The organism is Nocardioides caricicola (assembly GCF_039541135.1).
GTDB lineage: Bacteria > Actinomycetota > Actinomycetes > Propionibacteriales > Nocardioidaceae > Nocardioides > Nocardioides caricicola.
In genome coordinates this window covers 199,102-212,401 of the sequence record NZ_BAABFQ010000007.1, presented here as the reverse complement: position 1 = coordinate 212,401, position 13,300 = coordinate 199,102, and the positions used below count along the sequence as shown (strand labels likewise).

The window sequence follows — 13,300 nt, the reverse complement described above, 5'->3', positions numbered from 1 at the left end:
TGGGTCAGAATGACCCCCATGTCCACCACGACCGCACCCGAGGTCTCGGCGTCCGTGCAGGGCACCGGCGGCGCGCGGCCACGGGTGCTCTCCGGCATCCAGCCGACCGCCGACTCGTTCCACTTCGGCAACTACCTCGGCGCGCTGCGGCAGTGGGTGGACCTGCAGGAGGAGTACGAGCCGTTCTTCTTCATCGCCGACCTCCACGCGATCACCGTCGAGCAGGACCCGAAGGTGCTGCGCGAGCGGACTCTCCGCGCCGCCGCGCAGCTGATCGCGATGGGCATCGACCCCGCGCGCTCGTCGATCTTCATCCAGTCGCAGGTGCCCGAGCACGCCCAGCTCGGCTGGGTACTGCAGTGCCTGACCGGCTTCGGCGAGGCACGCCGGATGACCCAGTTCAAGGACAAGTCCGCCAAGGGCGGCGAGGGCGCTGCGAGCGTCGGGCTGTTCACCTACCCGATCCTCCAGGCAGCCGACATCCTGCTCTACCGCCCGCACTACGTGCCGGTCGGCGAGGACCAGCGCCAGCACCTCGAGCTGACCCGCGACCTGGCCCACCGCTTCAACACGCGCTACAAGAAGACCTTCCGGCTCCCGGAGCCGTACATCCTGAAGGCCACGGCGAAGATCACCGACCTCCAGGACCCCACTGCGAAGATGTCGAAGTCCGCGTCGTCGCCGTCCGGCATCGTCGAGATGCTCGACGACCCGAACGTCTCGGCCAAGAAGATCCGGTCCGCGGTGACCGACTCCGAGGCCGTGGTCCGCTTCGACCCCGAGAACAAGCCCGGCGTGAGCAACCTGCTGACGATCTACTCCGCGCTCTCCGGCCGCACCGTGGCCGACCTCGAGGAGGAGTACGCCGGGCGCGGGTACGGCGACCTCAAGAAGGAGCTCGCCGAGGTCGTCGTGGAGTTCGTGACGCCGTTCCGCGAGCGCACCCTCGAGCTGCTCGACGACCAGGCCTACCTCACCGAGGTGCTCCGCCAGGGGGCCGAGCGGGCCGGCGCGGTCGCCGAGGCCACGCTCCGCGACGTGTACCAGCGGGTCGGCTTCGTCGCCGTCGCGCGCTAGAGCAGTAGGGTCAGGTAATGCCGACGATTGGGGTGGCCGTCGCGATCCCCGAGCCCTGGGCCACGCAGCTCCAGGACTACCGGACCGCGGTCGGTGACACGACCGCCTCGATGATCCCGACGCACGTCACGCTGGTGCCTCCGACCGAGATCGACGACGCCGACCTGCCCGAGGTGGAGAAGCACCTCGAGGAGGCCGCGACGCAGGCCGCGAGCTTCGCGGTGCACCTGCGGGGCACGGGCACCTTCCGGCCGGTCTCGCCGGTCGTCTTCGTGACGCTCGTCGAGGGCATCTCGCAGTGCGAGCAGCTCGCGAAGTCGCTGCGCCGCGGCCCGCTCGACGTGGAGCTGCAGTACCCGTACCACCCGCACGTGACCATCGCGCACCATCTCGAGGACGCCGCCCTCGACCGCGCGTTCGCCGAGCTGGCCGAGTTCGAGTGCGAGTTCGAGGTGGCCGGCTTCCACCTCTACGTCCACGACGACACCGAAGGCTGGCGGCCGACGCGCGACTTCCCCCTGCAGGGTGCCGCGGGCCACTGATGGCACCGTCCCGGGCGGCGATCACGGCACGCGTGCGCGACGTACGCGCCCGGCGGCCGCTCGTCGACCACCTGGTGCGGATGCAGGAGCACTACGGCGCCGTGAAGGCCGGCCAGCAGGCCGGCGCGATCACCTACTTCGGCTTCCTGTCGTTCTTCCCGCTGCTCGCGCTGGCGTTCTTCGTGGTCGGCTGGATCGCGCGGGTGTACCCGGACGCGCAGTCGGACCTGGAGCGGGCGATCAACCACGTCGTCCCGGAGCTGGTGGGCGACGGTCCCGGGCAGATCCAGGTCGCCGACATCAAGCAGGCGGCCGCGACCGTGGGTCTGATCGGGTTCTTCGTGCTGCTGTACGCCGGCCTCGGCTGGCTGTCGGCGCTGCGCCGTGCGCTCGAGGTGGTGTTCGAGCTGCCGCGTGCGGAGCAGCCGAACTTCGTCGTCGGCAAGCTGCGTGACCTGGCCGCGCTCGCCCTGATCGGGGTGATCCTGCTCGTCTCGGTCGCGGTCGCGGGGCTGGTGGGCGGATTCTCCGAGGAGCTGCTCGACTGGCTCGACGTCGACACCGACCTCGGCTGGGCGCTGCGCGTGCTGACCATCGCCGTCGGGCTCGGCGCCGACCTGCTGCTGTTCTGGACGATGTTCCTGCTGCTCGCCAACCCGCACCTGCCCCGCCGGACGCTGCTGTCCGGGGCGTTCGTCGGCGCCCTCGCGTTCGAGGTCCTCAAGCAGGTCGCCGGACCGCTGATCGCCGCGACGCAGGGCAATGCGGCGTTCCAGGTGTTCGGGCTCGCGCTGATCGTGCTGGTGTGGATCTACTACTCGTCGCGGGTGACCCTCTACGCCGCCGCGTGGGCGGTCACCACCCCGGCCGCCCGGGCCGTCCGGGTGCCCGCGCCGGCTGCGGTCGCCGGCCCGCCGTCGCCGCCGGTCCGACCCGAGCCGGAGCACCCGTGGGCGGCGTCGTACGTCGCCGGTGCGCTGAGCACGCTCGGTCTGGTGGCGGTCGTGAGGAAGCTGACGCGCAAGAAGTCCTGAGATCGCGTGCAACCGAACACCCCCGGCAGGCGTCATACCGGCACAAGACGGGTGCGAGGTGGCAGCATGCTCGCCAGGAAGCGGAGGTGACGGCGATGAGCCGACGACAGCGGAGCGCCAGGGCGCAGGCACTGCGAGCGCGCACGGCGCGAGCCAAGGAGCTGCGCCGACGGCGGCGGACGGCCACCGCGGCCGCGGTCGCCGTCGGGATCGCGGGCCTCGGCTCGATGGGCGCGTCGCCGGCCGCGGGAGCACCGAGCACCGGCAGCAGCGCGGCCGCGTGCACCGACCTCGCCACGCCGCCGAGCAACCCCTCGCAGGGCGTCTCGATCGGCGGGACCTACTTCTTCGCCGCCGACGACGGCATCCACGGCCAGGAGCTGTGGAAGACCGACGGCACCGCGGCCGGCACCACGATGGTCTCCGACGTCGGCGAGGAGGGCGAGTACTCCGACGGGCCCGACTCCCTGGTCGCGGCGGGCGGCAAGCTCTTCTTCACCATCGACGACGGGGAGCACGGCAAGGAGCTGTGGACCTCCGACGGCACCGCCGCCGGCACGACGCTGGTCAAGGACATCAGCTCGGACGACGACTACTACGGCGGCCCCACCAACCTGGTCGCGGTGGGCAGCACGGTCTTCTTCAACGCCGACGACGGCACCCACGGCCGCGAGCTGTGGCGCTCGGACGGCACCAGGGCCGGGACGACCATGGTCGAGGACATCAGCTCGGACGACGACGAGTACAGCGGCCCGAGCGACCTGACCGCCCTCGGGAGCACCCTGTACTTCACCGTCGACGACGACGTGCACGGCCGCGAGCTGTGGAAGTCCGACGGCACCGCCGCCGGCACGTCGATGGTCAAGGACGTCTACCCCGGCGCGTACGACAGCCGGGCCAGCTACCTGTCCGCCGTGGGCGGCAAGCTCTACTTCGGCGCCCGCGACGGCGTCCACGGGCGCGAGCTCTGGACGTCCGACGGCACCGCGGCCGGGACCCACCTCGTCAAGGACATCAACCCCGGAGCCGAGCCCGCCAACGTCGGGCTCGCGGTCGGAGCCGGCGGGAAGGTCTTCTTCACGGCCGACGACGGGGTCCACGGCCGCGAGCTGTGGACGACCGACGGCACCGAGGCCGGCACCGCGCTGGTCAAGGACATCGACGACGACACCGACTACTACAGCGGCCCGAACGAGCTGGTCAGCGCGGCCGGCACCCTCTTCTTCACCGTCGACGACGACGTGCACGGCCGCGAGCTGTGGAAGTCCGACGGCACCGCCGCGGGCACCGTGCTGGTCGAGGACATCCGCCCCGGCGGCTACGGCAGCGAGCCGTCGTACCTCACGGCCGCGGACGGCGAGCTCTTCTTCGCCGCGCGCGACGGTGTCCACGGCAAGGAGCTGTGGAAGTCCGACGGCACCGAGGCCGGCACCGTGCTGGTCAAGGACATCGACGACGACAGCGGGTACTACAGCGGCCCCTCGTCGATCACGCCCGCGGGCGGCATCGTGTACTTCGGGGCCGACGACGGCGAGCACGGCCGAGAGCTGTGGAAGACCGACGGCACCGAGGCCGGCACCGTCCTGATCGACGACATCAACGACCACTTCGGCTTCGCGGTGTACGGCGGCCGCGGTGACGGGTCGACGATCCGGGTGCGGGTGTCCAGCGACGCCCCGGGCCGGCTCGCGATCCGCCCGGTCGGCGGGACCGAGCTCAAGCGCGCGACGCTCGACCTCGGACAGGGCCGCACCACGGTGGAGCTGCGTCCGACCCGCGCCGGCCTGAAGGAGCTGCGCCGGACCGGTGAGCTGAAGGTGCGCGCCCGGTTCATCTACACGCCGTGCGCCGGCTCGGCCAGCACCGTCGTCAAGTCGTTCACGTTCGAGACACGGTGAGCACGGGCGCCGACCGCGGCACCGAGGTCCGCTACCACCACAGCGCGTCGTTCCCCGGCGTGCTGGAGGACGCGGGCTGCGGCCTGCTCGTCTCGACCTACCAGGCCGGGCAGCTGGTGGCGATCGGTGTCGCGGACGGCCGCCCGAGCTTCTCGTTCCGCCGGTTCGACAACGCGATGGGGGTCGCGCTGGGCGCCGACCGGCTGGTCGTGGGCGGCAAGAACCAGGTCTGGACGCTGCGCGACCACTCCGACCTGGCGCCGGCGATCGCGCCGGCCGGCACCTACGACCGGTGTTGGCTGCCCCGCTCGTCCGTGGTCACCGGCGCCATCCAGTGCCACGAGGTCACCTGGGGCGTCACGGAGACGGGGGAGCCCGACCTGTGGCTGGTGAACACGCTGTTCTCCTGCCTCGCCGGGCTCGACGAGACGCACAGCTTCGTGCCGCGCTGGAAGCCGCCGTTCATCTCGCGGCTGGCGCCGGAGGACCGCTGCCACCTCAACGGGCTGGCGATGCGCGACGGGAGGCCGGCGTACGTCACCGCGATGGCGCCGTCCGACGAGGCCCGCGGCTGGCGCGCGGTGCGCAACGACAGCGGCCTCGTGCTCGACGTCGCCTCTGGCGAGGTCGTGACCGCGGGGCTGGCGATGCCGCACTCGCCGCGGTGGCACGAGGGCAGCCTGTACGTCCTGAACTCCGGGTGGGGCCGGCTGGAGCGCGTCGACCTCGCGTCCGGGCAGCGGGACGTGGTCGCGATGCTGCCCGGCTACGCGCGCGGCCTCGCGATCCACGGCCACCTGGCGTTCATCGGGCTCTCGAAGATCCGCGAGACCGCCGTCTTCGGCGGAGCCCCGATCGCGGAGTACCACGACCGCCTCAAGTGCGGCGTCGGCGTCGTGGACCTGCGGACCGGCGACACCCTGGCCACCCTCGAGTGGGAGACCGGCGTCGCCGAGATCTTCGACGTGCAGGTCGTCCCGGGCGCGCGCTGCCCCACCCTCGGCTCCGCCGAGGACGAGGTCTGGCTGCTGCCGTCGCCGTGACGGTGGTTTCGAGGCTCGTCGCTGGCGCTCCTCGCACCTCAACCACCGAGGTCGGCTCCGCCGAGGACGAGGTCTGGCTGCTGCCGTCGCCGTGACGGTGGTTTCGAGGCTCGTCGCTGGCGCTCCTCGCACCTCAACCACCGAGGTCGGTGGTTGAGGTGCGAAGGCGCCCTAGCGCCTGAGCCTCGAAACCACCCGGTGTCTGCTCAGTGACCGTGGCGCAGCGCGGTCTGCAGGTCCCGGTTGAGCTGGGAGATCACGTCGAGCGGGATCTCCTTCGGGCAGGCGGCGGTGCACTCGCCGATGTTGGTGCAGCCGCCGAAGCCCTCGGCGTCGTGCTGGCTGACCATGCCGACGACGCGGCTGTCGCGCTCCGGCTGGCCCTGCGGCAGCTCGCCCAGGTGGGTGATCTTGGCGCCCATGAACAGCGACGCGGACCCGTTCGGGCAGGCGGCGACACACGCGCCGCAGCCGATGCAGGTCGCCACGTTGAACGCGCGGATCGCGTCGTCGCGGGGGACCGGCACGGAGTGCGCCTCGGGCGCGGAGCCGGTGTTGACCGAGATGAAGCCGCCGGCCTGGATCATCCGGTCGAAGGCGCCGCGGTCCACGACCAGGTCCTTGACCACCGGGAACGCGTCGGCCCGCCAGGGCTCGATGACGATCTCGTCGCCGTCCTTGAACGACCGCATGTGCAGCTGGCAGGTCGTGGTGACCTCGGGGCCGTGGGCCTGACCGTTGATCATCAGCCCGCACATGCCGCAGATGCCCTCGCGGCAGTCGGAGTCGAAGGCGACCGGGTCCTCGCCCTTGGCGATCAGGTCCTCGTTGAGCACGTCGAGCATCTCGAGGAACGACATGTCCGTGGACACGCCGTCCAGCTCGTAGGTGCGCATCGCGCCCTGGGCCTGGGCGTCCGGCTGGCGCCAGATCTTCAGAGTCACCTTCATCGATTCACCAGCTTTGCAAGGTCGGGGCCCCCGCGGCGTTGTTCGGGGGAGCGAAGCGGAGGAGAAGAACGTCGTGGGGTGGCCATTACTTGTAGCTCCGCTGCTTCATCTCGATGGCCGTGTAGGCCAGGTCTTCCTTGTGCAGGACAGGGGCCTCGCCGTCTCCGGCGAACTCCCAGGCCGCGACGTAGGCGAACTGGTCGTCGTGACGCAGCGCCTCGCCGTCCTCGGTCTGGGACTCGGCGCGGAAGTGGCCGCCGCAGGACTCACGCCGGTTGAGGGCGTCGATGCACATGAGCTCGCCCAGCTCGAGGAAGTCGGCGACGCGGCCGGCCTTCTCGAGGGACTGGTTGAGGGTGTCGGCCGTGCCGAGCACCTTCACGTTGCGCCAGAAGTCGTCCTTGAGGGTGCGGATCAGGTCGATCGCCTTCTTCAGGCCGTCCTCGGTCCGCTCCATGCCGCAGTACTCCCACATGATGTTGCCGAGCTCGCGGTGGTACGAGTCGACGCTGCGGGTGCCCTGGGTGTTGAGGAAGTGCGCGACGCGGTCCTCGACCGACTTGCGCGCCTCGACCACGGCGGGGTGGTTCTCGTCGATCTTCTCGAACGGCCCGTCCGCGAGGTAGTCGCGGATCGTGTGCGGCAGGACGAAGTAGCCGTCGGCGAGGCCCTGCATCAGCGCGGAGGCGCCGAGGCGGTTCGCGCCGTGGTCGGAGAAGTTCGCCTCGCCGGTCACGAACAGGCCCGGGATCGTCGACTGCAGGTCGTAGTCGACCCACAGGCCGCCCATGACGTAGTGGACCGCCGGGTAGATCCGCATCGGGACCTCGTACGGGTTCTCACCGGTGATCCGGGCGTACATGTCGAAGAGGTTGTCGTACTTCTCCTCGATGCCGTCGCGACCCAGGCGCTCGATCGCGGCGCTGAAGTCCAGGTAGACGCCACGGCGCACGCCGTCCACGGCCGGGCCGACGCCGCGACCCTCGTCGCAGACGTTCTTGGCGGCGCGGGAGGCGATGTCGCGGGGGACCAGGTTGCCGAAGGAGGGGTAGATCCGCTCCAGGTAGTAGTCGCGGTCCTCCTCGGGGATGTCGCGCGGGTCCTTCTCGCAGTCGGACTGCTTCTTCGGAACCCAGATCCGGCCGTCGTTGCGCAGCGACTCCGACATCAGGGTCAGCTTCGACTGGTGCGTGCCCGTGACCGGGATGCAGGTCGGGTGGATCTGCGTGTAGCAGGGGTTCGCCATGTAGGCGCCCTTGCGGTGCGCGCGCCAGGAAGCGGTGACGTTCGAGCCCATCGCGTTGGTCGACAGGAAGAAGACGTTGCCGTAGCCGCCGCTGGCCAGCACGACCACGTCGGCGAGGTGGGTCTCGATCTCGCCGGTCACCAGGTCGCGGGCGATGATGCCGCGGGCCTTGCCGTCGACCACGATCAGCTCGAGCATCTCGTGGCGGGTGAACTGCTCCACGGTGCCGGCGGCGACCTGGCGCTCCATGGCCTGGTAGGCGCCGATCAGCAGCTGCTGACCCGTCTGGCCGCGGGCGTAGAACGTGCGGGAGACCTGCACGCCGCCGAACGAGCGGTTGTCGAGGAGACCGCCGTACTCGCGCGCGAACGGGACGCCCTGCGCGACGCACTGGTCGATGATGTTCGTGCTGACCTCGGCGAGGCGGTAGACGTTCGACTCGCGCGAGCGGTAGTCGCCACCCTTGACGGTGTCGTAGAACAGGCGGTGGACGGAGTCGCCGTCCTCCTTGTAGTTCTTGGCCGCGTTGATGCCGCCCTGCGCGGCGATCGAGTGCGCCCGGCGCGGGGAGTCCTGGTAGCAGAAGGACTTCACGTTGTAGCCGGCCTCGCCGAGCGTGGCGGCGGCGGCGCCACCGGCCAGGCCGGTGCCGACGATGATCACATCGAGCTTGCGACGGTTCGACGGGTTGACCAGGCGGGCCTCGAACTTGCGGGTCTGCCAGCGCTCCGAGATCGGGCCCTCCGGGGCCTTCGTGTCGCGGATCGGGTCACCGGGCGTGTAGTAGCCGGCGGCGTCGTCGGCAGGCTCGCCGGGGGCGTCGTGGGACGGGTCGGACGTGAGCGTGGTGTCCGGCATGTCGGTCATGTGTGCTGAACCCCTTAGTCGATGACGCCGGCGAGGACGAAGATCGGGACGAGAGAGAAGCCGCCGGCGACGAGCACGGCGAGGATCCAGCCGAGCGTCTTGGCGTTGCGGCGGGAGCGCGCGCTGTTGGTCAGGCCGAGCGTCTGCGCGGCGCTCCAGGTGCCGTGGTGCAGGTGCATGCCGAGCGCGAACATCGCGGCCAGGTAGATCAGCGTCATCCACCAGACCTGGAACGTGTCGACCAGCAGGTTGTAGGGGTCGTTGGTCTCGCCGCCCTGGACGTTGACCTTGCCGATCGTGAAGTTCGCGAGGTGCCAGACCAGGAACAGCAGGATCGTGAGGCCGCCCCAGCGCATCCACCGCGAGGAGAACGACGACGCCAGGTTCTTCTTCATCACGTACTTCGTGGTGCGCGCGTTGCGCGCCCGGCGCCACAGGGCGGCCGCGGAGTACACGTGCACGACCAGCGCCGCGACGAGGCCGATCCGCATCAGCCACAGCAGGTTGCCGTGCGGCAGCATCGGCTCACCGATGCTGCGCAGGTGCTCGGCGTACTCGTTGTAGGCGTCGTGGCCGGAGAAGGCCTTGAGGTTGCCGTACATGTGCGCGAGCACGTACAGGACGAAGATGATGCCGCTGCCGGCCATCAGGATTTTCAGGGTGATCGTCGAGCGAGAAGCTCGGCCCCCCTTGACCAGGGTCGTCGTTGCCACGAGGGTCCACGCTACCCCGCATGCCGCCGCCGGGAAGCGGCGGGGCGTGTGACTTACGCCCGGTTACTCACGGGTTCAGAACGGCCTGCGGGGTGCCGATGAGGTCCAGGTAGTGCCGTTCGACGAGCTCGTCGACGGCCGCCCTCCAGTCCCGGGTGGAGAGCTCGCGGGCCCGGGCCCCGAGCAGCGCACACTGCCGGTCCGCGGCGATCGCGGCGACCGCGCGGGCCAGCGCCTGCTCGTCCCCGGGGTCGTGGAACAGGCCGGTCTCCAGGCCGCGGACCACGTCGAGCGCGCCGCCGCAGCGGGGCGCGACGACCGGTACGCCGCTGGCGCCCGCCTCCCGCAGCGCGTGGCAGCAGGTCTCCTGCTCGCCGGGGTGGACGAGCACGTCGAGGCTCGGCAGCACCGCGGCCAGCTCGCCGGTGTTCAGCGCGCCGGTGAACTTCGCCCCGGGGAGGTGCGCCTGGAGCCAGCCGCGCTGCGGTCCGTCGCCGACGACGACCAGGCGGATGCCCGGCACCCGGGTCAGCGCGCGGAGCCGACGTACGCCGTGGTGCTTGCGGAGCGCTCCGACGTACCCCACGACGACGCGGGTCCCGCCCTTCGACCAGCGGTCGTGCAGCCACTCGTCGCGCAGGGCGGGGGTGAACGCCGCGGTGTCGACGCCCGGCGCCCACAGCTGCGCGCCGGCGGTGAGCATCCAGGTGGACGTCACCAGCAGCCGGTCGGCGGGCACGTCCGTGAGCGTGGGGGACTGCTCGACGACCAGCGTGGGGACGCCGAGCCGCCGCGCGTGCCGGACCGCCTTGCGCCCGACCGTCCCGGGCGAGGTGGCGTGCACCAGGTCGGGGCGGAAGGCGTCGAGCGCCTCGCGCACCTGCGAGCCGGGCTTGTCGAACGGGCGCACCCGCGCGATCCGGCAGCCGCGGTACGTCGTGAGGCCCGGCCCGGGGGCGACCACCAGCACCTGGTGCCCGAGGTCGACCAGCCGGTCGAGGACGGCCTTCACCGTCGTGGTCGTGCCGTCCACCGCGGGGAAGAACGTCTCGGTCACCAGCGCGATCCGCATGGCGTCACGGTGGCGCGCGGGGATGGCCGGCCGGGTGCGTCCAGGTGGATGTCCGGTGAACCCGCCCGATGAAACACGTTCTCGAAAGTCGGTGTGGGCTCTTTCACATCCGGTGCCGGTTGTGCAGACTCACGTACGACTCGCTCTGGTGAGACCGACCTGCGGAGGATGCGATGGCGTCAACGGACACACGTGGCTCGACCGGGGTGAACGGGCCCACCCGAGCCCGTATCGGCCTGAAGACGCTCCGCCAGGACCGCTGGTGGCTGATGCCGGCGCTGACGTTCGTCGTCTTCGTCGCCTTCATCATCTACTCGACGTGGCGGGCGTTCTCGGGCGAGAACTACTTCTCCGAGCCCTACCTGTCGCCGTTCTACTCGCCGTGCCTGAGCAACGAGTGCGTCCCCGGCTCCTCCGACTTCGGCCAGCCGTTCGGCGGGTTCCCGCTCTCGCCGGCGCTGCTGATCCTGGTGTTCCCGCTCGGCTTCCGGCTGACCTGCTACTACTACCGCAAGGCCTACTACCGGGCGTTCTGGCTCTCGCCGCCGGCCTGCGCGGTCGCCGAGCCGCACGGCAAGTACACCGGTGAGACCCGGTTCCCGCTGCTCGCGCAGAACATCCACCGCTGGTTCTGGTACGCCGCGGTCGTGGTGGCCTGCGTCCTCACCTACGACGTGTACCTGGCCTTCGGGCCCGCCGAGGGTGAGTCCGACGGGATCCACATGGGTCTCGGCACGCTGATCATGCTGGTCAACGTCGTCTTCATCTGGCTCTACACGCTCGGCTGCCACTCCTGCCGCCACATCATGGGCGGCCGGCTGCGGCACTTCTCCAAGCACCCGGTCCGCTACAAGCTGTGGACCTGGGTCTCCAAGCTCAACGGGCAGCACGCCCGGTGGGCCTGGTACTCCCTCTTCTCCGTCGCGCTCACCGACTTCTACATCTACCTGCTCGCCACCGGCGCCATCGACGACGTGAGGTTCTTCTAGTGGATACGACTCGGCACCCCATGACCGGGAACGAGATGTCCGGCTCCAGCGAGGGCGGCATGGAGCGCCACGAGTACGACGTGGTCGTGGTCGGCGCCGGCGGTGCCGGCCTGCGCGCCGCGATCGCCGCGCACGAGGCCGGGGCGCGCACCGCCGTCGTCTGCAAGTCGCTGCTCGGCAAGGCGCACACCGTGATGGCCGAGGGCGGCATCGCCGCGGCCATGGGCAACCGCTGGCCCGAGGACAACTGGGAGGTGCACTTCCGCGACACCATGCGTGGCGGGAAGATGCTCAACAACTGGCGGATGGCCCAGCTGCACGCCCAGGAGGCGCCCGAGCGGGTGCAGGAGCTCGAGGACTGGGGCGCGCTCTTCGACCGCACCGACGACGGGCTGATCTCGCAGCGCGACTTCGGCGGCCACAAGTACGCCCGGCTCGCCCACGTCGGCGACCGCACCGGCCTCGAGATGATCCGCACGCTCCAGCAGCGCACCGTGCAGCTCGGGATCGACGTGTTCATGGAGTGCACGATCACCGACCTCATGAAGGACGGCCAAGGAGACGGGCCGGGCCGGATCTCCGGCGCGTTCGGCTACTGGCGCGAGAGCGGCCGGTTCATCCTCTTCGACGCCCCGACGGTGATCCTCGCGACCGGCGGCATCGGGAAGTCCTTCAAGGTCACCTCGAACTCCTGGGAGTACACCGGTGACGGCCACGCGCTGGCGATGCGGGCCGGGGCGAGCCTGATCAACATGGAGTTCGTGCAGTTCCACCCGACCGGCATGGTCTGGCCGCCGTCGGTGAAGGGGCTGCTGGTCACGGAGTCGGTGCGCGGCGACGGCGGCATCCTGAAGAACTCCGAGGGCAAGCGGTTCATGTTCGACTACATCCCGGACTTCTTCAAGGCGGAGACCGCCGACACCGTCGAGGAGGCGGACCGGTGGTACGACGACAAGAAGAACAACCGCCGCCCACCCGAGCTGCTGCCGCGTGACGAGGTGGCCCGGGCGATCAACTCCGAGATCAAGGCCGGCCGGGGGTCACCGCACGGCGGCATCTACCTCGACATCGCCTCGCGCCGCTCGCCCGAGTTCATCCGCAAGCGGCTGCCGTCGATGTACCACCAGTTCAAGGAGCTGGCCGACGTCGACATCACGCAGGAGCCGATGGAGATCGGGCCGACCTGCCACTACGTGATGGGTGGCGTCGAGGTCGACGCGGACACCCAGGAGAGCGCCGTCACGGGGCTGTACGCCGTCGGCGAGTGCTCGGGAGGCATGCACGGGTCGAACCGGCTCGGGGGCAACTCGCTGGGCGACCTCCTCGTGTTCGGCAAGCGAGCCGGCGAGGCGGCGGCGGCGTACACCGCCGGGCTGGGCGCGCGGCCGGTGGTGGCGGAGGCCGACGTGAAGGCGGCCCAGGCCAGCGCGCTGGCGCCGTTCGAGGTCGAGGGCGGGGAGAACCCGTACACGATCCAGTCGGACCTCCAGCAGTCGATGAACGACCTGGTCGGCATCATCCGCGTCGCGTCCGAGCTGGAGGCGTCGCTCGCGGAGATCGAGGCGTTCAAGGAGCGGGCGAAGTCGATGAAGGTCGAGGGGCACCGGCAGTACAACCCCGGCTGGCACCTCGCGATCGACCTGCGCAACATGCTGATCGTCAGCGAGTGCATCGCGAAGGCGGCGCTCGCCCGCCAGGAGTCGCGCGGCGGCCACACCCGTGACGACTTCCCCGGCCCCGACCCGGAGTGGGGGACCAAGAACCTGGTCGTGAACCTGAACGCCGAGGGCACCGGCGTGGACCTGCACGAGAAGCCGCTCCCGGTGATGCCGGACGAGCTCAAGAAGTACTTCGACTGAGGGAGAGGCA

Annotated in this window: 11 protein-coding genes; 7 read left to right on the top strand and 4 right to left on the bottom strand. The window is 70.5% G+C overall.

The genetic code is table 11. The features are described 5' to 3' along the window. Positions 1-18: 18 nt before the first annotated feature. The 5 genes from trpS (at position 19) to ABD875_RS15060 (ending at position 5,594) form a co-directional block, all read left to right on the top strand. Complete coding sequence (trpS, locus tag ABD875_RS15080) at positions 19-1,077, top strand: tryptophan--tRNA ligase (protein ID WP_345178749.1); 1,059 nt, start codon at positions 19-21, stop codon at positions 1,075-1,077. A 17-nt stretch (positions 1,078-1,094) separates the two neighbouring features. Beyond that, positions 1,095-1,619, top strand: a complete 525-nt coding sequence (locus tag ABD875_RS15075) for a 2'-5' RNA ligase family protein (RefSeq protein ID WP_345178743.1) — start codon at positions 1,095-1,097, stop codon at positions 1,617-1,619. After that, positions 1,619-2,653 (top strand): YihY/virulence factor BrkB family protein, encoded by a 1,035-nt coding sequence (locus ABD875_RS15070; RefSeq protein ID WP_345178736.1) that lies wholly within the window; start codon positions 1,619-1,621, stop codon positions 2,651-2,653. The genes ABD875_RS15075 and ABD875_RS15070 overlap by 1 nt, the downstream gene beginning before the upstream one ends. 95 nt (positions 2,654-2,748) lie before the next feature. After that, a complete protein-coding gene (locus tag ABD875_RS15065; protein WP_345178726.1) occupies positions 2,749-4,551 on the top strand; it encodes an ELWxxDGT repeat protein in 1,803 nt (600 codons plus the stop codon). Next, positions 4,548-5,594, top strand: coding sequence for a TIGR03032 family protein (locus ABD875_RS15060; protein ID WP_345178718.1), 1,047 nt, complete (start codon positions 4,548-4,550; stop codon positions 5,592-5,594). The genes ABD875_RS15065 and ABD875_RS15060 overlap by 4 nt, the downstream gene beginning before the upstream one ends. Before the next feature lie 206 nt (positions 5,595-5,800). On the opposite strand, the gene ABD875_RS15055 is transcribed toward ABD875_RS15060, so the two are convergent. From ABD875_RS15055 to ABD875_RS15040, 4 genes are all read right to left on the bottom strand, one after another. Beyond that, positions 5,801-6,544, bottom strand: coding sequence for a succinate dehydrogenase/fumarate reductase iron-sulfur subunit (locus ABD875_RS15055; RefSeq protein ID WP_345178710.1), 744 nt, complete (start codon positions 6,542-6,544; stop codon positions 5,801-5,803). A gap of 85 nt (positions 6,545-6,629) precedes the next feature. Next, a complete protein-coding gene (locus ABD875_RS15050; RefSeq protein WP_345180524.1) occupies positions 6,630-8,648 on the bottom strand; it encodes a fumarate reductase/succinate dehydrogenase flavoprotein subunit in 2,019 nt (672 codons plus the stop codon). 23 nt (positions 8,649-8,671) lie between these two features. Then, positions 8,672-9,370 (bottom strand): succinate dehydrogenase cytochrome b subunit, encoded by a 699-nt coding sequence (locus tag ABD875_RS15045; RefSeq protein ID WP_345178702.1) that lies wholly within the window; start codon positions 9,368-9,370, stop codon positions 8,672-8,674. A gap of 67 nt (positions 9,371-9,437) precedes the next feature. Beyond that, on the bottom strand, positions 9,438-10,442 hold the full coding sequence (locus tag ABD875_RS15040; RefSeq protein ID WP_345178692.1) for a glycosyltransferase: 1,005 nt from the start codon (positions 10,440-10,442) through the stop codon (positions 9,438-9,440). A gap of 206 nt (positions 10,443-10,648) precedes the next feature. Here ABD875_RS15040 and ABD875_RS15035 point away from each other — a divergent pair, with 206 nt between their 5' ends. Both ABD875_RS15035 and ABD875_RS15030 read left to right on the top strand, forming a co-directional pair. After that, positions 10,649-11,431, top strand: a complete 783-nt coding sequence (locus ABD875_RS15035) for a hypothetical protein (protein ID WP_345178682.1) — start codon at positions 10,649-10,651, stop codon at positions 11,429-11,431. Positions 11,432-11,451: 20 nt separating this feature from the next. Next, positions 11,452-13,290 carry a fumarate reductase/succinate dehydrogenase flavoprotein subunit gene (locus tag ABD875_RS15030; protein ID WP_345178675.1) on the top strand — a complete coding sequence of 613 codons (1,839 nt, stop codon included), beginning with the start codon at positions 11,452-11,454 and terminating at the stop codon, positions 13,288-13,290. The last annotated feature ends 10 nt before the right edge of the window (positions 13,291-13,300 follow it).

Excerpts from the sequence above, each read along its gene's own strand:
- ABD875_RS15070 (WP_345178736.1), top strand. The coding sequence starts at position 1,619 with ATGGCACCGTCCCGGGCGGCGATCACGGCACGCGTGCGCGACGTACGC.
- ABD875_RS15055 (WP_345178710.1), bottom strand. The coding sequence starts at position 6,544 with ATGAAGGTGACTCTGAAGATCTGGCGCCAGCCGGACGCCCAGGCCCAG.
- ABD875_RS15075 (WP_345178743.1), top strand. The coding sequence starts at position 1,095 with ATGCCGACGATTGGGGTGGCCGTCGCGATCCCCGAGCCCTGGGCCACG.
- ABD875_RS15065 (WP_345178726.1), top strand. The coding sequence starts at position 2,749 with ATGAGCCGACGACAGCGGAGCGCCAGGGCGCAGGCACTGCGAGCGCGC.
- ABD875_RS15050 (WP_345180524.1), bottom strand. The coding sequence starts at position 8,648 with ATGCCGGACACCACGCTCACGTCCGACCCGTCCCACGACGCCCCCGGC.
- trpS (WP_345178749.1), top strand. The coding sequence starts at position 19 with ATGTCCACCACGACCGCACCCGAGGTCTCGGCGTCCGTGCAGGGCACC.
- ABD875_RS15040 (WP_345178692.1), bottom strand. The coding sequence starts at position 10,442 with ATGCGGATCGCGCTGGTGACCGAGACGTTCTTCCCCGCGGTGGACGGC.
- ABD875_RS15030 (WP_345178675.1), top strand. The coding sequence starts at position 11,452 with ATGACCGGGAACGAGATGTCCGGCTCCAGCGAGGGCGGCATGGAGCGC.